Source organism: Lacticaseibacillus suibinensis (genome assembly GCF_003946175.1).
Taxonomy (GTDB): Bacteria; Bacillota; Bacilli; order Lactobacillales; family Lactobacillaceae; genus Lacticaseibacillus; species Lacticaseibacillus suibinensis.
In genome coordinates this window covers 82,077-99,058 of record NZ_RHOK01000002.1, presented here as the reverse complement: position 1 = coordinate 99,058, position 16,982 = coordinate 82,077, and the positions used below count along the sequence as shown (strand labels likewise).

At 54.6% G+C, this 16,982-nt stretch carries 14 protein-coding genes; 7 read left to right on the top strand and 7 right to left on the bottom strand.

The window, feature by feature from the left end; genetic code table 11:
• Window positions 1-62: 62 nt before the first annotated feature.
• Window positions 63-1,379 carry a PTS sugar transporter subunit IIC gene (locus EKM90_RS01500; RefSeq protein WP_125579287.1) on the top strand — a complete coding sequence of 439 codons (1,317 nt, stop codon included), beginning with the start codon at window positions 63-65 and terminating at the stop codon, window positions 1,377-1,379.
• 69 nt (window positions 1,380-1,448) lie between these two features.
• Here the strand turns inward: EKM90_RS01500 and EKM90_RS01495 are convergent, their stop codons facing one another.
• Both EKM90_RS01495 and EKM90_RS01490 read right to left on the bottom strand, forming a co-directional pair.
• Window positions 1,449-2,084 (bottom strand): potassium channel family protein, encoded by a 636-nt coding sequence (locus tag EKM90_RS01495; protein WP_125579286.1) that lies wholly within the window; start codon window positions 2,082-2,084, stop codon window positions 1,449-1,451.
• 12 nt (window positions 2,085-2,096) lie between these two features.
• The gene (locus EKM90_RS01490; protein ID WP_125579285.1) at window positions 2,097-3,458 is read right to left on the bottom strand and encodes a TrkH family potassium uptake protein; all 1,362 of its coding nucleotides are present in this window, start codon (window positions 3,456-3,458) and stop codon (window positions 2,097-2,099) included.
• Between the two features lie 123 nt (window positions 3,459-3,581).
• On the opposite strand from EKM90_RS01490, the gene EKM90_RS01485 reads away from it, so the two are divergent.
• Window positions 3,582-4,340, top strand: coding sequence for a hypothetical protein (locus tag EKM90_RS01485; RefSeq protein WP_125579284.1), 759 nt, complete (start codon window positions 3,582-3,584; stop codon window positions 4,338-4,340).
• A 40-nt stretch (window positions 4,341-4,380) separates the two neighbouring features.
• Here EKM90_RS01485 and EKM90_RS01480 read toward each other — a convergent pair whose 3' ends face one another.
• Window positions 4,381-5,265 carry a helix-turn-helix domain-containing protein gene (locus EKM90_RS01480; protein WP_125579283.1) on the bottom strand — a complete coding sequence of 295 codons (885 nt, stop codon included), beginning with the start codon at window positions 5,263-5,265 and terminating at the stop codon, window positions 4,381-4,383.
• A gap of 70 nt (window positions 5,266-5,335) precedes the next feature.
• Between EKM90_RS01480 and EKM90_RS01475 the strand changes: the two genes are divergently transcribed.
• Both EKM90_RS01475 and EKM90_RS01470 read left to right on the top strand, forming a co-directional pair.
• Window positions 5,336-6,925, top strand: a complete 1,590-nt coding sequence (locus tag EKM90_RS01475) for an ATP-binding cassette domain-containing protein (RefSeq protein ID WP_225422671.1) — start codon at window positions 5,336-5,338, stop codon at window positions 6,923-6,925.
• A gap of 35 nt (window positions 6,926-6,960) precedes the next feature.
• Window positions 6,961-7,467: an HAD-IIIA family hydrolase gene (locus EKM90_RS01470; protein ID WP_125579281.1), complete on the top strand. Its 507-nt coding sequence runs from the start codon at window positions 6,961-6,963 to the stop codon at window positions 7,465-7,467.
• A gap of 76 nt (window positions 7,468-7,543) precedes the next feature.
• Here EKM90_RS01470 and EKM90_RS13230 read toward each other — a convergent pair whose 3' ends face one another.
• Complete coding sequence (locus EKM90_RS13230; RefSeq protein WP_164507805.1) at window positions 7,544-7,696, bottom strand: DUF2188 domain-containing protein; 153 nt, start codon at window positions 7,694-7,696, stop codon at window positions 7,544-7,546.
• Window positions 7,677-7,943 (bottom strand): hypothetical protein, encoded by a 267-nt coding sequence (locus EKM90_RS12705; protein WP_164507804.1) that lies wholly within the window; start codon window positions 7,941-7,943, stop codon window positions 7,677-7,679. The genes EKM90_RS13230 and EKM90_RS12705 overlap by 20 nt, the downstream gene beginning before the upstream one ends.
• A 351-nt stretch (window positions 7,944-8,294) precedes the next feature.
• Between EKM90_RS12705 and EKM90_RS01460 the strand changes: the two genes are divergently transcribed.
• A complete protein-coding gene (locus tag EKM90_RS01460; protein ID WP_125579279.1) occupies window positions 8,295-11,258 on the top strand; it encodes a polysaccharide lyase family 8 super-sandwich domain-containing protein in 2,964 nt (987 codons plus the stop codon).
• 318 nt (window positions 11,259-11,576) lie between these two features.
• Here EKM90_RS01460 and EKM90_RS01455 read toward each other — a convergent pair whose 3' ends face one another.
• Complete coding sequence (locus EKM90_RS01455) at window positions 11,577-12,263, bottom strand: NADPH-dependent F420 reductase (RefSeq protein WP_125579278.1); 687 nt, start codon at window positions 12,261-12,263, stop codon at window positions 11,577-11,579.
• A 1-nt stretch (window position 12,264) separates the two neighbouring features.
• Window positions 12,265-13,308 carry an LLM class flavin-dependent oxidoreductase gene (locus EKM90_RS01450; protein ID WP_125579277.1) on the bottom strand — a complete coding sequence of 348 codons (1,044 nt, stop codon included), beginning with the start codon at window positions 13,306-13,308 and terminating at the stop codon, window positions 12,265-12,267.
• A 185-nt stretch (window positions 13,309-13,493) separates the two neighbouring features.
• Here EKM90_RS01450 and EKM90_RS01445 point away from each other — a divergent pair, with 185 nt between their 5' ends.
• Together EKM90_RS01445 and EKM90_RS01440 are read left to right on the top strand one after the other, a co-directional pair.
• Complete coding sequence (locus EKM90_RS01445) at window positions 13,494-14,663, top strand: DUF2075 domain-containing protein (protein WP_404819933.1); 1,170 nt, start codon at window positions 13,494-13,496, stop codon at window positions 14,661-14,663.
• Window positions 14,664-14,672: 9 nt separating this feature from the next.
• The gene (locus tag EKM90_RS01440) at window positions 14,673-16,619 is read left to right on the top strand and encodes an elongation factor G (RefSeq protein ID WP_125579276.1); all 1,947 of its coding nucleotides are present in this window, start codon (window positions 14,673-14,675) and stop codon (window positions 16,617-16,619) included.
• The last annotated feature ends 363 nt before the right edge of the window (window positions 16,620-16,982 follow it).

Genomic DNA, 16,982 nt, shown 5'->3' with positions numbered 1-16,982 from the left:
TATTCCTAAAGCGGTTACGCTTACCTCGTATTCAAAATTAATTCACCAAAGGGGTGTCATTCATGGCTGAAGGAACTGCCAAACTCACCGACTGGATTCAAGCTAAGGTCAATCCAATTGCCGTTAAGATCGGTAATCAAAAGTACCTGGCCGCAATTCGTGACGGGATGACTGCCATTATTCCACTGACGATTATTGGGGGCTTTTCGATTTTACTAGCCTCACCACCGATTCCGACTGGGATGAAGGCAACGAACTTCTTCTTTGCGTTTATGCTGGCATGGCAAAAGTGGGCCACCGCGAATGCTAATGTCTTGATGGTACCGTACAACCTGACCATCGGGTTGTTGGCCCCATATGTGTTGGTGGCGATTACTTACTATCTCTCCAAGCATTACAAGATGAATTTGGTGACAAACCTAGTTTCGGCGATGTTTGCCTTTTTCATTGCTGCTTCACCATCTGAAACCGTTAAGACCATCCAATACTTGCCGCAGGCAGATCTTGGGGCCAAGGGGATGTTTGGGGCGATGCTGATTGCGATTGCGGTGGTTGAAATCAATCGCTTGTTCATTACGCATCATTGGACGATTAAGCTCCCATCCTCTGTCCCATCAGGGGTTGCCGCACCATTTGAGGTACTGGTACCGATGGTGGTCACCACCGTTATCTTTGTGGCACTGAATGCGATTTGTGTTGCAACCACCCAGTCTTACCTGGTCGGTGTAATCTATTTAGTCTTTGCACCTTTTGCTAATGTCAGTGGGAGTTTACCTGTGATTTTGCTCCTAGCAGTGCTGGCTAAAACGCTCTGGTTCTTTGGGATTCATGGCGATAACATGATTGGTACCATCGTCACCCCAATCACAACGTTAAACATCGCCTTGAACTTGAAGCAATATCAAGCTGGCCACGCGATGACGCACATTTTTGCCGGAGCTTTCTACAGTGTGTGGGGCGGCTGGATTACCTATCCTGCCTTCCTGATTGCGATGATTTTGATTGCTCGGTCTGCTCGGCTTCGGTCGTTGAGCAAGCTGGCGCCAATCGGTACGCTGTTCAATATCAACGAGCCGTTGATTTTCGGGATTCCGACGGTGCTTAATCTGTGGTTCTTCATTCCGAATATCATCTGCACGGTGCTAAATTTGACCATCGTTTACTTCCTGACTTTGGCCGGCGTCGTTGGTAAGTTTTATATCTACACGCCATGGACAACACCGGGGATCTTGCAAGTGTTCCTCGCATCAATGGATTGGCGTAATGTGGTGCTCTGGATTGCCATTTTGATTATGGACATTCTGATTTCACTACCGTTCATTCGCATCTATGATCGGTCCTTGCAAAAAGAAGAAGGTCTGACGCCAGAAGCCGCATAAATGGTAACTTTCAAGTATTAGAACCTAATAGTGGTCATCGCTGTGAAAAGCGACGACCACTTTTGCGTTTTATTCACTCGCTACGGTCACCAGCACATCCTCTGCCGCCAGCACCGTTTCCGCCTTCACCGGCACCTGAGGCTTCCCATCTCGAATTAACGCCAACACCTCCACTCCGGCACTCCGCCGCACATCCGCCTCGGCGAGGGTTTTACCAACCCACTGGGGATCCGGCCGGCGTTCGGTGATGTCGATACCATCGATTTGAGCAAAGGCATCGATAATATTGGCGTTGACGAGGCTGCGGGCAATTTTGGCGCCCATTTCAACCTCAGGCAGTACCACCTGGTCGGCGCCGACGCGGGTGAGAATTTTGGCTTGGCGCGGGTCAAGCGCCTTGACCACCACGCGGGGGCAGCCGCGTTCTTTGGCGACCATCGTGCCCATGACACTGGATTCGAAGTCTTCGCCCATCGCAAAGACCACCACGTCAAAATGCTCAATCGCTAATCGCGTCAAAAACGCTTCATCACTGGCGTCGCCGACCACGGCCTGGTCCACCCAGGCACTGACGGCTTCAACGCGGGCAAGGTCCCGGTCGGCGGCTAGGAGCTCGACATCTTCCTCGGCTAAGTGGGAGACAATGCTGGTGCCAAAGCGGCCAAGGCCGAAAATCGCAAAACTGCGGGCTTGTTGGTTTTTCATGGCAGCTCCTTTCTAGCCAATGATGACATTGGCGGCGGGGTAATCGATGATATGAGAGTCGGCGTTTTGGCGCAAGCTCAAGGCGACCACCAGCGTCAGCGGCGACAGGCGGCCAATGAACATGCACAAGGCAATGGTCACTTTGCCAATGGGAGACAAGAACGGCGTTAGACCGGTGGTGAGGCCCACGGTGCCGGTGGCGCTGGTGGCTTCAAAAATCGTCTCCATCAGCGTCGGCGCAAAGCTGTTGCCTGCTTCCGAAAAATGCAAAATCAGCACCGCCATCACGATGACCGCAAACAAGGCGAAAAACACCGCTAAGGCTTTTTGCACAAGCGCTAGCGGCAGGCGCCGCCCGGCAATCACAATCCCGGTGTGGCCGTGCAAACCGGAGCTCACGGCGGCAACCAGGAGCGCCAGGGTAATGGTTTTGACCCCGCCGGCAGTGCCGGCAGGCGAGCCGCCGATGAACATGAATCCGGTTGCCAGCAGTTGGCTAAGCGGGGTTAGTTGGCTTTGATCAATGGTGGCAAAGCCGGCAGTACGCAGGGTAACGGATTCGAAAGCAGCAGCCAGCCATTTTTGCGGCGTCGCCAAGTGGCCCAGGGCACCGTGCCATTCCAGCAAGGCAAACAGCACCGTGCCAGCGACTACCAACACCGCACTGGTACCGCAGACCAAGCGGGTGTGTATGCTGAGGCGGCGCCAGTGTTTTTTGGCTTTGAAATGCCGCAGTTCATGGAGCACGGTGAAGCCCAAGCCGCCGAGGGTAATCAGGACCATGACCGTGAGATTGATCAGCCAGTGGCCCTGAAATTCAGCCAGCGAGTTAATGCCCACCAAATCAAAGCCGGCATTGCAAAAAGCCGAAATGGCGTGGAAAATGCCGTACCAGACGGATTCAACGAAGGTGTAGCCGCGGTTGGCGGTTAAAAAGCCCATCGTCAGCAGCACTGCGCCGGCTCCCTCAATTACTGCGGTGTAGCGAAGTACCTGCCAGACCAGCCGCGTCATGCCGCCAAGCGAGCTCTGACTGAACATGGTTTGAATGGTCAGCCGCTGTCTGAGGCCAATGCGCTGGCGAAAAATAATGAGTGCGCCGGTCACCACCGTGATGAACCCAATCCCGCCGAGTTGAATGAGGGCTAAGATCACAAGTTGCCCGAACCAGGTCCAATGCTGCATGGTATTGACCACCACCAGCCCGGTCACGCAGCTCGCGCTTGTCGCAGTGAAAAAGGCGTCTAGCAGACTCACCGATTGGCCGCTTTGGCTAGCCCAAGGAAGCGCGAGTAGACCAGTCCCGATGACAATCATGGCGGCGAAGCTGAGTAAAATGGCTTGCGGGGCAGAAAGATGCCGAGGCTTTTTCATTGACCGGCGCTCCTTTCGAAAGGGTTACCTTAACTGTATCAAAACGGGCCTGCTGGCGGCGACTGTTAGCCGATGTGCTATATTAAAAAGATAATGAAAAGCTCAGGTAAAGGAGGCGCGAGGATGACATTTGAGGCATGGTTGACCGCCATCGGTCTGCCCGCAGCGGCGCAAGCGGTGGCGCTGGCGCCGGTGCCGGATTTGGAGCGGTGGCACCAGTTGGCAGCTGACGAACCAGCTTTCCTGGCGCGGCTGGCCGGGCAACCAAAGCTCGCCTTACAAGTGTTCGCACAGCTGCTTTATGGTGAACAGGCCCATTATGCGACGACGGCGGAGTGGGTGGCTGATGGCCGCGATATCGCGATCTGGGCAGCCGATTACGCTCAGAAACAAGGCGGCATTGGCGTCACCGAAAACGATTGGTTGCGTCTCACTTTGGTGCATCAGGTGGTGCGACTAGGACGGCTGCAATTTGAGCCTTGGCAGCCAACCACCGCGCTCGGACCGCTGACAGCCGGAACGCAGGCGCTGCAAGTGCACATTCCGGCCGATGGACCACTATCGCCAGCGGCCTGCGATGAGGCGTTTGCCTTGGCGCAAGCGCGGTTTGGTCAGTTGCCGCTAGTGTGCGATTCGTGGCTGATGAGCCCGGCGCTCCAGGCATTGCTGCCAGCAACCAGCAACATTCGTCTGTTTCAGAATCGGTTTCAGGTGGCGGCAGTCGACCCGGCGGCACATCAGGCTGAAGAACGGTTATTTGGGGCGTGGCAAGCGGATCCGGCACGGTACACCGCGCACACGACCTTACAAAAACGCGCCAAGGCCTGGCTCCAAGCTGGGAAGCAAATTGGCATGGCAATCGGGGTGGCGATGCCAGCCTAAAACAAGTGGTCAACCGTATCGCGGCTGACCACTTGTTTGTTTATTCAATCATCGTCCTAAAAGCCGCTAAGGGTTGCCCACTCAAAGCCGCCGCTAACCCCGGATAGTTGGCGATGGCGACCGCTGCCTGGTGGCGTTCCGTACTGCGGGCCAAGGCGCCTAATTCATCGCGGCGCCAAGCCAGATGTAGACCAAATGCAGAAAGGATATGCCGCCGGTTATCCACTAAAGCATCAGCCATGACAGCGAGCCCAATTGCTCGTAGGCCATGGATGATTTGAGCTGTGGCTTGATAACTGGCCGCTGCACCAGCAGGGAGCGCTTGGATTAGGGCGGTGAAGAAGTTGCGCTGAATCTGCTGTTCAATGGTTTGCGGCGCTGCATTGCGCCATCGTTCAAGGTAGACCTGTGCCATGGCCAGATCAGCATGAAAGAGTGCGTAGTATAAAGCGCCAATGCAAAATGAGCTGGCGAGAGAGCTATATTCAGTTTCCGTCTGATGTGCTTGAAGGTGGCGCCAGGTGCTTTGGTAAAGCCGCTTCGATAGCGCATCATCGAAGCGGCCGAGTAATGGCGTGACCGTTTGAATGTCGGCCAAGGTGAGTGGGCTTTGGCCAGTAACGTAAGTGGTTAAGGCGCGATTTTCTTCAGGGGTGAGCGTGGCATCAGGCCATTGGCTGAGCTTGGTGAGCCCACTTTGAAGCGCAGGATTGCGGTTGGGGGCGGGCATAAGCGTGGTTAAGGCGGTTATCGGCAAGGCCATGCGGGCGAGCACTGTGAAAAGGCGTTCAGCTTGAATATCATTGCGGCCGGCCTCAAAGCGAATGGCTTGCCGTTCGCTTAAGAGCTCGTGATACAGTTCGCGCTGGGTTAGCCCCTGGTTGAGCCGCAAGCGCCGAAGATAAGGGCCAATCTTTCCTGCCATTTTTGGCACCTCCTGATGTTTTCCTTAGTGTACCAAATACACTGAGGACATCAAAGGAGGGGATGGCGTGATGACAACCGTGACTAAGATTATCAGACCGCATCGTCGGACTATCCTCGGGTTGGTCTTTTTCGGGGTAATGGCTGCGGGTGATGGCATTGTCAGTCCCTTTTTTCTGGGGCAAATCACTGATGGCCTATCTGCGCACACTTTTGCCAGGGTCCTGCAACGCTTGATATTTTGGGGGCTGGCACTGCTGTTGGTGAATCTGGCCAATCTGGGCATGAGTTATTTCTCAGGCCGGTTCCGGCAGCAGGTCAATCTGCAGCTCAGACGGCACTTGATTCAGCGCGCCTATGCAGCCGCGGCAACTGAAACCAACAGTAGCAGTTTGCTGGCCGCAGCACTTGGCGATGTGAAACAGATTGAGCAGAGCGTGGTACAACCACTGATTAATATGCTTTATAGCACCTTGCAAGGCAGTATGACACTCATCTTTGTGCTTCACATGAGTGGTCTGACCGGCTTTGTTTTCGTCGCCTTGGGCTTTGTTCCGGCCGTGATTCCCCATTTTACTGCCCGCTGGCTGAAGGCTGGAACCCGTAAATGGCAAGAGACCAATGAATGCTATACCAGCAGTTTGAGTGATACCTTGGCGGCGCGGCCCTTATTCAAGCATTATCAGCTGGTCACGCAGGGAATCGCACGCTTAGACGTTAGCTTGCGGCAAAATGAGGCTGCGGCCTTCGTCATGAATTTTCGCCAGCAGATTGCATCCGGCCTGGTGGGTGCAGTCTATGCCATCACAACCACGGTGGCGTTGGCGGGTGGGGTATGGGCCATCAGGCAGGGACAGTTGAGTGTGGGGTTGCTGCTTACCACCTACACCGCGGCTGATCGGGTGGTCACGCCTTTGATCAATCTCACCCGCGCATACGGTCAACTGCAGGCGGGGCTACCCTTGTTAAATCACGTGCTCCGACCAGTGAATCGGCAGCATCACCGTTTGACTTATGTGCCCAAGGTTGCTGGTTTGCTCAAACTGGAGCGCGCAGTGATTGGTGTGACCAAGCCGCTCTTTCAGCCGCTCAATCTGACCGTTTTCCCGGGGATGAAAGTATTAATTCAAGGACCGTCTGGCATTGGTAAATCCACCTTGCTGCAGGTCATTCTGCATGATCGTATGCCTTTATCAGGACGCATGCTGTATGCTGCAGCGCTGAGTCCCGAACCCCTAAAGCAGATGGCAGTCGTGCATCAACAGCCCTTCATTTTTGCTGACACCCTAAGTTTTAACTTGACATTAGGCCGGACCATTAGCGAAGCCGAACAGCTTGCCCTACTTCAAAAAGTTGGCTTGACTGCTTATGCCAATCACGAAGCGTTGGGCACCCGCCTTGGGATTGACGGGGTCCAGCTGTCCGGCGGTGAGCAAAAACGCTTAGAGTTAGCGCGAGCCTTGGTGGATCCGAGGCCAATTCTCTTGATTGATGAGGCACTGTCGGGACTGGATCAGATGACTGCTGCGACCATCAATCGACTGATTTTGGCTTATCCTGGCACTGTGATTGATATTGAGCATCAATTACCAGCATCTGCGACCGACCGTTATGACGCCATTATCAAGTTGCATCTTGTTCCTGCTTTTGACCCGGATTAAACTGGCGGTAGTGAAAAGAAAAAGGAGACAAGCTGATGCTGACAACCGTGCTGGTGGATCGTGATGGCACTCTCGGCGGTGATGGCCACTATACCTCAGTCGCAGATTTTAGGCCTTACCCAGGCGTCCTTGCCGCCATTCGGACGTTACATGAGGCGGGTTTCCGTGTCTTGGCCGTGACCAATCAAACCAGAATAGCCACAGGCGACATGCAGGTTGCCGATTTGGTGGCCTCATTGCTGGCCATGGGGCTTGATGATTGCTTTGTTTGTCCTCATTTGGCCAGCGAGCATTGTCGTTGCCGCAAACCCGAAATCGGGTTAATCGAGCAGGCCCAAGCGCGTTATCATTTTGACCAAGCCGAGGCGGTGCTGATTGGCGATAGCTATCAGGCTGATATGTTGTGCGCAAAACAGGCCAACCTGCTTGGCATTCACGTAGCGACTGGCCGCGGGGCGGCCAATCCAATTGTTAGCCAGTGCCTTGAGGTGAAAGATTTTGTCCAAGCAGTGGGCATGCTGGTCAATCATCAGATTGACTAAACTATGCGCTTCATCCGGCAAATAACGCACTTTCTTCATGTGTACGGCAAGAAGAAAATGCGTTTTTTGGCGTGTTTTATCGTGGTTTGACCACTTGCTTCAGGGCCCCATTGCGCTTATAAATTGCCACGCTGACGTGTTCGGCGCTAGCGATGGTTTTGGCGCGTTCGACGGCGTCAGTTTTGCACTGGTAAAGCTCGGTGGGGTGATCACCGCTGCAGCTGAACACGGCCCAGCAGGCAGAGTCTGGTCTGACTGCTATGGCCGCGCCTTGGACTGCGCTGGTGTGCTGATTTGGCCGAAACGGTGGCGTTCTTACGGCACCACTGGTTGGCCTGACTGGTCGCAATCGCCAGCGCCAGCTTTTCTTGGAAGCCTTGAGCCACGAGCGCATTCGCGATGGCCAAGGCTTCTTTGCGGGTCAGGGGCGTCAGGCGTCCGAGGACAGCAGAAAAATTTTCAACTGTCCAAATCATCACCCAGCCTCCTTTCTGATTGATTATTCTGCTTCAGTGTACGAGGGGAACCACGAGAAAGATAGCAACACGCCTCCTGCTTTAGTTAACGGGTCAAGTGAGACACTCCTATCTTGGAACCGAAAGTTGACCTTGCGATTCTAAAGCAGGGAATACACGAATAAATTGTGCAATAGAAATCGTTTACATTACTGCCAACAGCGCGTATGATACAAATGGCTTTAAACAACACGTTAACCCATTAAAAGGTTAACGGTTCATACGAGAGGGGGGCCAGTGCGAAGCGTGGGCGCTTCGTGAACACACGGGTAAGTGACAATTAGGGAGCTTTTAAGTCATGGAGGTAAAGGGATGAATTCATTAAAAAAGGCCGTGGTAGCGGGGGCGCTACTGGCAATCGGCTTTTTCAGCGCCGCCCCGCATACTGTGGGCGCAGCCACAACTGACGCGGTCATCAGCACGCAAGAAATGGCCCAGATCAAAGCCAACCAAATCGAATATTTGATTGGGAATGAAACCATGAATGATGATCCAATCAATCAGGCGAAGATGACGAGCATTGCCAAGGCTGGACAAACGAATTTGCCTGACTTCGATCATGCTGGTAATGCAATCTATGCCGGCGTGGTTTTGGATAATAGTCAAGGAACGAACCTCACCGTTGCCGATCTCTCGGCTAACTTGGGGACGACATATACCAAGCTTTATAGTGTGGCGTTGGCCATTGCCACACCAAGCAAGTACAACACCATGTATCAAAATGCTGCCGCCAAAACGGCGCTGATCGATGCACTCCAGTGGCTGCAAACCAAGTATTTGCAAGATACCACCAAAGGATACTATGGCAACTGGTACCAATGGGAAATCGGTGTGCCAACCAGTCTGTCACGCATGCTGCTGTTGCTGCATGATGACCTGGATCCGGCGTTTATTGACACTTCGATTAAGACGATGGATGCGTACTTACGCGGCGACGAAAAGCCAGGCTCGCCGAAGATTGGCGATGTGAACCTTGACGCCCGCCAGCACACTGGCGCCAACCTCGCCGATATTACCTTGAACCGGATCTGCCAAGGCCTCGCCAATAACGATGCCCCACGCGTGAAAAAAGCGATTGCCGACTTCAAGACTTGCCTAGCGGTGATCGACCCGGACAACATCCAGCATGGGGTGACCGACGGCTTTTACGAAGACGGTTCCTTTATTCAGCACTCAACAGTGGCGTACACCGGTAGCTACGGCATTGTGCTACTCGGCCGAACCGGCCAGCTGACCACGCTGCTGAAAGGCACCTCGCTGCAAAGCCAAACCTTGCTGAATACCGTCAACAATTGGATCTACAACAGCTTTGCGCCTTTGATGTACGAAGGCTACATGATGGAAATCGTCAAAGGCCGCGGGATTTCCCGGACCGGCTCTGGCTATACCGACAGTGCCAGCATCGTGGAATCGTTGGTGCAATTATCAACGGCCATGAGCGGCGATGCACAACACAAGCTGCAAAGCTATATCAAATACTTATCGAGCATTCCGCAATTAAAGGTCAATAGCAGTAATTTTGGCTCGCGGGGCAACACCATGGCGTTCAACGCGATTATGAAAGACCCGAATGTGTCCAGCACCAATCCGCTGACCAACGATCAGTATTACGCGTTTAACTTGATGGACAAATCAGTGCTCATTCGGCCTAACTACGGGTTCGCGATTTCCCGCAGCTCCAATCGGGTCTCCAAGTACGAATACATGTCAGGCGAAAACCTGAAGTCTTGGTACCAAGGGGATGGTGCTTTCTACCTTTACCAAGATGGTATCGATCAGACCAAGGCGTTCGGCATCGATTACCAGGCCACGGTTGATCCCAACAAGCTGCCTGGTGTCACCACCGTCAATGAGCAGCGCAAGACGATTCCAGAATTGTACGGCGGCGACTTCTATTCCCACGAACCTGATTTTGAATCGGGTTCCGTGACCCAGAACACGTATGTCTATTTCCCACTGGGCACCAATGATTATTCCGGCAGTGCGCAGCTCGATCAGTACGCGGCGGCTGGCATGCAGCTCGGCGATGAACAGTCATACGCCGACAAGGACAAGTTGCCCGCAGATTTCGTCGTCTTCAAGAACGCCGAAGCGAACAAGGCTTGGTTCATGTTTGACAACGAAATCGTGGTGCTGGGCTCTAACGTCCACGACATCAACGGCCGCGCTATGACCACCACCATCGACAACAAGATGTTTGATGCGGGCGAAAATGTGACTGTCAACTCCAATTTGGATAAGGCCACTGCCGCCAAGAAGTGGCTGACGATTGAGGACAACGCCAACAGCAAACGTAATGTGGGCTATGTGTTCTACGATAATAACAAGGTCAATGTGCTGCAGGAAAGCCGCACCGGCAAGTATTCTGACGTCCGCAACAAAACCACCGGCAGTGCTGACAAGACGGTTACCAAAGATTATGTCACCCTGACTTATCAGCAGCCAGGCAATACGACGAGCAGCTACGCCTATAGCATCGTGCCAAGCAAAAATGCCACTCAGCTGCATGATTACATCGACCAAAACAACGTCACCATTTTGAAGAACACGGCGGATGTCTCGGCCGTGCAGGAAAACAGCCTCGGCCTGAAGGGCTATGTCTTCTTCACCGCCAAAGGCCAAGTGGATGACGTGCAAAGCCACAGCCGTATGATTATGATGCGCAAAGGCAATGACTTCTCCATTCAAGATCCGACCAACAAACAGACTTCCGTTTCCTTCACGCTGAAAGGTCGCTATGCCGTGGCTCAAGGCGATGCTCAAGCCATTGTTCAAGGTAACGCCACCACCGTCACCGTGAACACGGCGGCCAAGCACGGGGTTTCCCAGCATCTGACCCTCACGCCACTGGCGGCGCCAAAAGCGGCGGATAAAACCAAGCTGCAGGCGCTGGTCAACCAAAGCAAAGCCCTGAAAGCCGCAGATTACACTACAGCCAGCTTTGCCGCTTTGACCACTGCTTTGAAGGCCAGTGAAACCGTGCTGGCAGATACGGCAGCGACTCAAGGCACCGTGAACCAGACGGCCAACCAACTGCAAAAAGCCATTAATGGCCTTCAAAAGCCGGCAACTGCCACGACTAGCACCGCTTCAAGTGCCAGCCAAGGCCAAACCACTGGCAAAACGACCAATCACGGCAAAAAAGTCGGCCAACACAAAACTAACAAAGGCCTCCCGAATACCGGTAGCGTGATCAATCATGCGCTTATCGCTGGCGGGGCAGTGCTACTCGTGCTAGGTGGGTTCGCCTTGCTTAAACGGCGGCAAACCAACTAATTGATAAACGTTTCATCAAAATAGGCTACCTGCCATTGCAGTTTGCTGCAGCGGCGGATAGCCTTTTAATGTGCTTGTGCGTCACCTAGACGGGCCGGGTTTTACCGGGGTGAGCGTGACAATGACCCGTTACGGTTACCGTTACTGTTATGAAGCGGGATGTGGTGGTGGGCGGAGCTCGGTGTGGTCTGGCGGCCTGAGACTGGTTTGTGGCTCAGACCGGCCGCACAGCCAGACCGCACCGAGCGGAGGCTACCACCACAACCCGCGGCCGCCCCAGACAAAAAACCGCCGACGCAAGCGTCAGCGGCTGCTGAGTTATTCGATTTTGCCGCCGCGGGCAGCGATGACGTGTTGGCCGAAGGGACTGTCATAGATGGTCGCCAGCTTGGCCGCAAAGTCCGGACGCGGGATGGCTTCGCCAAACAGGGGACTGCCTGGCTCAAGTAAGAGGCCGAAGCGTAGCGGCCCGAGATCGAAAGGATCGAACCCAAACGCCCGCAGCACATGCTCAACGGTCGGTCGGATTTCATCGTGGTCAGTGGCATATGCCATGGCACGCGGCACGTCGGGATGGCGTTCGACTTCGATTTCCAGATCATGATAGCCCATGTGGTTGAAGGCCTTGGCGACATAGCTCTTGTTCAAATGAGCCTGCACCACTTCTGAAGACGAATGGTTGAAATCGGAAATGGCATTGTGAGTGCCATCGACTTCTTTCCAGTAATTCGTCGCATCGAGCACGATTTTGCCAGCGAAGGCCTCAGGGTCAAGGTCAGTGTAATGGCTCAGCGGAATGGCCAAAATGATCACATCCGACTGGGCAATCAAATCGGCCGGGGTCGTGGTGACGGCGCCAGGGGCAAGCGTGTCGATGACCCACTCGAGGTCGGCAACCGAGTGGCGGCTGGCAATGCGAATCGGTAGCCCCACGTTTTCGCCGATGCGAGCGAGGGTAGAGCCGAGCTTGCCGGCCCCTAAAATACCAATGGTTAGTTCGCTCATGCTACTCACCTCCCAGCAGTTCCTTGACCCGCGGAATCACTTTGGTCGCGTAGTTGCGAATCGTGTCTTCCCGCTGATGCAAAAGCTGGCCGCCGGTGCCGTACACTAGGTCGAAGCGCTGCATATCCAATGCCTTCATGTTTTTGGCGATTTTCTGGGCGACTTGTTCTGGCGTGCCGACATAGTAGGCGCCTTTGTCGATTTCGAATTCGAAGCGATCGCGGGTCATTGGCGCCCAGCCACGGTCGATACCAATGCTGTCCATTTCGGCCTTGATGTACTTGAAGCCCACTTCAACAGCTTCTTGTTCGTCATCCAAAATGATGCCGTGGGCGTGCATGCCGAGCGGATGCTCTGGCTTCTTCAATTGCTTGGCCGCCTTATGGTACAAGTCGACGTATGGGCGGAAGCGAATCGGTTCGCCACCGATAATGGCAATCACCACCGGAATGTCATAGTAAACGGCGCGGATGATGGATTCTGGTGAGCCGCCCACCGCCAAACTGGTCGCAATGGTTTCGCCTTTTGGCAGCTTGGGATAAACCGTGGTGTCCGTGAGCTTCTGGGTAAACTTGCCGGACCAGTTCATTGGCTTGCCTTCCAGCAGTTTTTGCCACATGGCGATTTTTTCGACAAACAGTTCATCGTAGTTTTGCAGGTCATAGCCGTAAAGCGGGAAGGATTCGGTAAACGACCCGCGGCCGAGCATGATTTCTTCGCGGCCTTGTGACAGGCCATGCAAGGTGCTGAAGCGTTCAAACACGCGCACGGGATCATCAGAGCTCAGTACGGTGACCGCGGTGCCGAGCTTGATGCGCTTAGTCACCGCCGCCATGGCGCCGAGCACAACTTCAGGGCTGGAAATGGCAAATTCGGGGCGGTGATGCTCCCCTAAGGCAATCAGATCAATGCCCAAGTCGTCTGCCATTTTGGCTTCTTTAACCACTTGGCGCAGGGTTTCGCCGCCGTCCATAGCCGTGCCGTCATCCTTGAAGCCGATGTCACCGAAAGTGTCCAAACCGAATTGATATTTTTTTGCCGTCATTTTTACTAGCCTCCGTTTTGCTTACTTTTTGTAAGTACAAGGGTATCTTACATGGTGCCCAAGGGAAAAGCAAGAGGGGCCGCGAAATTTATTTGCGCAGACGCGAGGTTTTGGTTTCGCTCGACTTCCGCTACAATGAAAGGCGGAAAGGGGCCTTGATTTTGGCTTTAGCAGATTCAACTTTCATGTTGCCGCCGGCAGCGCAACTCACCGCCCAGCAGCAGGCCTTGCAGCGGCAGCTGTTGCAGTTCATTCAGGTCCACCAGCACGACGAGACGACGGCGGTATTTGTGCTCCATGGCGATGCCGGTTCAGGGAAAAGCGCAGTGCTCAATGCCGTGTTCACCACCTTGCAACATCAGGCTCACCAACCAGACAGTTCGCTGGCCGGTTTGCACAATCGGTTGTTAGTCAACCACAACGAAATGCTGAAGATCTATTGGGCCGTCGCGGCCGCTGATCCAGTGCTCCGCAAAAGTGACTTTCAAAAGCCGACCCCGTTCATCAACGCCGCAACCAAGCAGCATCGCCGCTATGATGTCGTGTTTGTGGATGAAGCACAGCTGCTGCTGAGCCAAAAAGATGCCTTCAATCATTTTGATCAGGCCAATCAGCTCGATGCTTTGCTGCCGCTGGCGCATGTGGTGGTGCTGGTGGTGGACTTTAACCAAGTGGTGAAGCTCAAGAGTTTATGGACTCCAGCGATGTTGACGCAGCATTTGGCGGGGCATGCGGTTGAAACGGCTAATTTAACCCATCAGCTGCGGATGCAGGACCCAGCCGTGAGCGCCTGGGTCAATGCCTTCGTGGCCGGGCAGCTTCTGCCTTTGCCCAAGCCGGCGGATTATGAACTGAAAGTGTTCACTGACGGGGCGCCGCTGGTCGCGTGGGTGCAGGCCAAAGAAGCCGAATATGGCCTAGCGCGGTTGATCGCGACCACCGATTTTCCGTTTCGGGTGTTTGGCAGTCGCACCTGGTACGTGCAGGCGGGGAGTGTGCGCTTGCCTTGGGATAAAATTAACTTCACCGATCGGCCATGGGCGAGCCGGCCTGAAACCTTAGGCGAGGTGGGGTCAATCTACACGATTCAGGGCTTTGATCTCAACGCAGCAGGGGTGATTCTGGGTCCAAGTTTGGATTATGATGAAGCGAACGACCGCTTGACGGTGGCTCCCAGTCGCTTTGAGGACCAAACCGCGTTTCGCCGTCGCCCGGATCTGGCCGATGACGAGACGGCCAAGGCGGCGATTATTCGCCATGTGGCTAATATTTTGCTCAAGCGGGGGCGACGTGCTTTGGGGATTTACGCGGTTAATCCGCGGCTGCGGGCGCGGCTGTTGGCTTTAGCGCAGTAAGGAGTAGGTATGAAACAAATTACAGCAGGGATTGTGGCGCATGTGGACGCTGGGAAAACCACGTTATCAGAGGCGCTGCTTTATCAAACTGGCGCCGTGCGTCAGGTGGGGCGCGTGGATAATGGGGATGCCTTTTTGGATTCCGACCGGTTGGAAAAACAACGCGGGATCACGATTTTTTCGCATCAGGCCCAGCTGCAATATCAGGATCTGACGTTAACCTTGCTGGATACCCCAGGCCACGTGGATTTTGCCAGCCAAACCGAGCAAGTGCTACCAGTGTTGGACTACGCAATTTTAGTGGTGGCCGCCAGCAACCATTTACCGGGGTACACGCGGACCTTGTGGCGCTTGCTGCAGCGGTATCAGGTGCCAACTTTCATTTTTGTCAATAAAATGGATGTCGCTACCGCAGACCGCGAGGCGATGTTGAAGCTACTGCAAACCGGTTTGAGCGAGGGCTGCCTGCCGTTTGATCAGGCTTTAGACGAAGAAACCTTGGCTTTGCAAGATGACCAGGCGCTGGATGAATACATGGGCAGCAACGCCTTGGCTGACGCCACGGTGCAGCGCTTGATTGCCAAGCGCAAAGTGTTTCCGGTTTATTTTGGGGCGGGGCTCAAGCTCACTGGCGTTGATGATTTGCTGGCCGGGTTGGCTAAATGGACGGTGCCGATGAAGCCGCAACCGGCGTTTGGCGCCCGGGTGTTCAAGGTGTCCTATGATAAAGGCGAGCGCCTGACCTGGGTGCGTGTCACCGGCGGCACGCTGGCCCCTAAAGCGTTAGTACTAGGCGAGCAGAAAGCCAATCAGCTGCGGGTTTATAATGGGGTGAAGTACACTGTGGCCAGTGCGGTGCAAGCCGGTGAAGTGTGTGCCATCCCTGGCTTGAGTGACACCAAACCGGGCATGGGGCTCGGCGCTGAACCCGCAGCGCCGGCGCCGCTGCTGCAACCGGTGTTAACCTACGCCCTTGATCCCCTACAGGAAGAGCTGCCGCGCTGCTTAGCGGCCCTGCGCCAGCTGGAAGATGAAGACCCAGCCCTGCATGTCACCTGGTCGCCGCATTTGCAAGAAGTCCGGGTGCAGCTGATGGGCAAGGTGCAACTGGAAATCTTGCAGCAACTGCTCAAGCAGCGGTTCGACTTAACCGTCGCCTTTGATGCCGGCAGTATTTTGTATCAGGAAACCATCACCCAGGCGGTGGAAGGAGTGGGGCATTTTGAGCCGCTACGCCACTATGCAGAGGTGCATTTGTTGATGCAACCAGGGCCGCGCGGCAGCGGGCTGACTTTTGCCAGTGACTGTAGCCTAGAAGTGCTCGCAAAAAATTGGCAGCATCTTGTCCTGGCCAACCTCGCGGCCAAAGAGCACCGCGGTGTGCTAACTGGGTCGCCCTTGACTGACACCAAAATTACGTTGGTCACCGGCCGCGCTAGCAACGTGCATACCGTGGGCGGCGACTTCCGCGAAGCCACTTGGCGCGCGGTGCGGCAGGGGCTGATGATGCTCAAACAAACTGGCGGCTGCCAACTCTTGGAGCCTTGGTACAGTTTTCGCCTCGAAGTGGCGCAAACGCAGATTGGCCGGGCGATGAGTGATATCGAGCGCATGGCCGGCCTGTGCGATCCGCCCAGCGCCCCGGCGGCCAATGGCATGGTGCTTTTGACCGGTTTTGCGCCAGTGGCGGAGATGCAGGATTATGGCCAAATCGTCAATGCCTATACGCATGGCCAGGGCCAACTGGAGTGCGTGGTCGATGGCTATCGGCCTTGCCATAACGCGGCGGCAGTGATCGCCGAACGGGGTTACACCGAAGTGGGCGACACCGATAACCTGACGGGCTCCGTGTTTTGCGCACATGGCGCGGGCTACCCAGTGGCCTGGCAAGATGTCCCGGCGGCGGCCCACGTGCCGTATCGGTATGATAAGGCGGCACTTCAAGCACTGGTATAATCGACCGCAACGAGTCTGATGCTTCGCTCAGGCAAAGGGAACTGCTTATTATGGAGGCTTGGGGCTGCTTCTATTGAGACCGCGAGGATGCTTTTGATTCGAGCCCATGTTATACTCAAACTCATAAGTAGCTATTTCATCTGAGCACAAGAGCCATCACTCGGCGGTCGAGTAATGGCTCTTTTTTCACCTATTCGGCGTGTGAGTCAGAGGCAACCAAGACGGTTATCGTCGCCTATCTAACCAATCAGCGAACAGTTCAATGACGAACCCCACCAACATTGGGTGCAAACGGTCATAAGTAGCTTATGCTTCTGGACGCACCTCCTCACGAGGCGGTTGCCACGCGTAGTATGCATGTGA

Coding starts and splice junctions, on each gene's coding strand:
- EKM90_RS01485 (WP_125579284.1), top strand. CDS start 3,582: ATGACATTTGAGGCATGGTTGACCGCCATCGGTCTGCCCGCAGCGGCG.
- EKM90_RS01500 (WP_125579287.1), top strand. CDS start 63: ATGGCTGAAGGAACTGCCAAACTCACCGACTGGATTCAAGCTAAGGTC.
- EKM90_RS12705 (WP_164507804.1), bottom strand. CDS start 7,943: ATGATTTGGACAGTTGAAAATTTTTCTGCTGTCCTCGGACGCCTGACG.
- EKM90_RS01475 (WP_225422671.1), top strand. CDS start 5,336: ATGACAACCGTGACTAAGATTATCAGACCGCATCGTCGGACTATCCTC.
- EKM90_RS01480 (WP_125579283.1), bottom strand. CDS start 5,265: ATGGCAGGAAAGATTGGCCCTTATCTTCGGCGCTTGCGGCTCAACCAG.
- EKM90_RS01440 (WP_125579276.1), top strand. CDS start 14,673: ATGAAACAAATTACAGCAGGGATTGTGGCGCATGTGGACGCTGGGAAA.
- EKM90_RS01470 (WP_125579281.1), top strand. CDS start 6,961: ATGCTGACAACCGTGCTGGTGGATCGTGATGGCACTCTCGGCGGTGAT.
- EKM90_RS01450 (WP_125579277.1), bottom strand. CDS start 13,308: ATGACGGCAAAAAAATATCAATTCGGTTTGGACACTTTCGGTGACATC.
- EKM90_RS01490 (WP_125579285.1), bottom strand. CDS start 3,458: ATGAAAAAGCCTCGGCATCTTTCTGCCCCGCAAGCCATTTTACTCAGC.
- EKM90_RS01460 (WP_125579279.1), top strand. CDS start 8,295: ATGAATTCATTAAAAAAGGCCGTGGTAGCGGGGGCGCTACTGGCAATC.
- EKM90_RS01455 (WP_125579278.1), bottom strand. CDS start 12,263: ATGAGCGAACTAACCATTGGTATTTTAGGGGCCGGCAAGCTCGGCTCT.
- EKM90_RS01495 (WP_125579286.1), bottom strand. CDS start 2,084: ATGAAAAACCAACAAGCCCGCAGTTTTGCGATTTTCGGCCTTGGCCGC.
- EKM90_RS01445 (WP_404819933.1), top strand. CDS start 13,494: ATGTTGCCGCCGGCAGCGCAACTCACCGCCCAGCAGCAGGCCTTGCAG.